Here is a 445-nt window from a genome sequence, read left to right as displayed (position 1 = left end):
GGAATCCGGCTGGGAAAAGGGCAATGTCGAGAATAAAGTAGGGACGATCCGGAGAAACCTCTTTGTGCCAGCGCCACACTATCATGACATGGTCGAATATAACAAGACTCTACTCCCAATGAATGAGCGCAAGGCTGCCAAGCCTCATTACAAAAAGTTGCAGCTGATCAAAGATCTCTTCAAAGAAGACCAGAAGCAGTTCCTGACCCTTCCATCAAGTGCATTTGATGTATGTCGGTATGACTGGTTCAAGGCAGATGGCTACGGCAAGGTATGCATTGACGGAAAGCATTACTATTCAACCAAACCTGAACTCCATAATCAGAAAGTGTTCATCGGTATCAGAGCTCATTACATTGATGTTCTCGAGGAAAATGGTCAGTTGATCGTACGGCACCGACGTCAATACGGCGATGTACGGACCGACGTTTCTGATTATAGCACG

Annotated in this window: 1 pseudogene; it reads left to right on the top strand. The window is 46.3% G+C overall.

Annotated elements, in window-relative coordinates:
* A pseudogene (locus ACTNC3_RS11540) lies at nt 1–445 on the top strand (IS21 family transposase); the annotation flags it as partial.

The organism is Oribacterium sp. HCP3S3_B9 (assembly GCF_052064255.1).
GTDB lineage: Bacteria > Bacillota > Clostridia > Lachnospirales > Lachnospiraceae > Oribacterium.
Note: the sequence above shows the minus strand (reverse complement) of the source record. Positions and strands in the feature narration are given on the sequence as shown.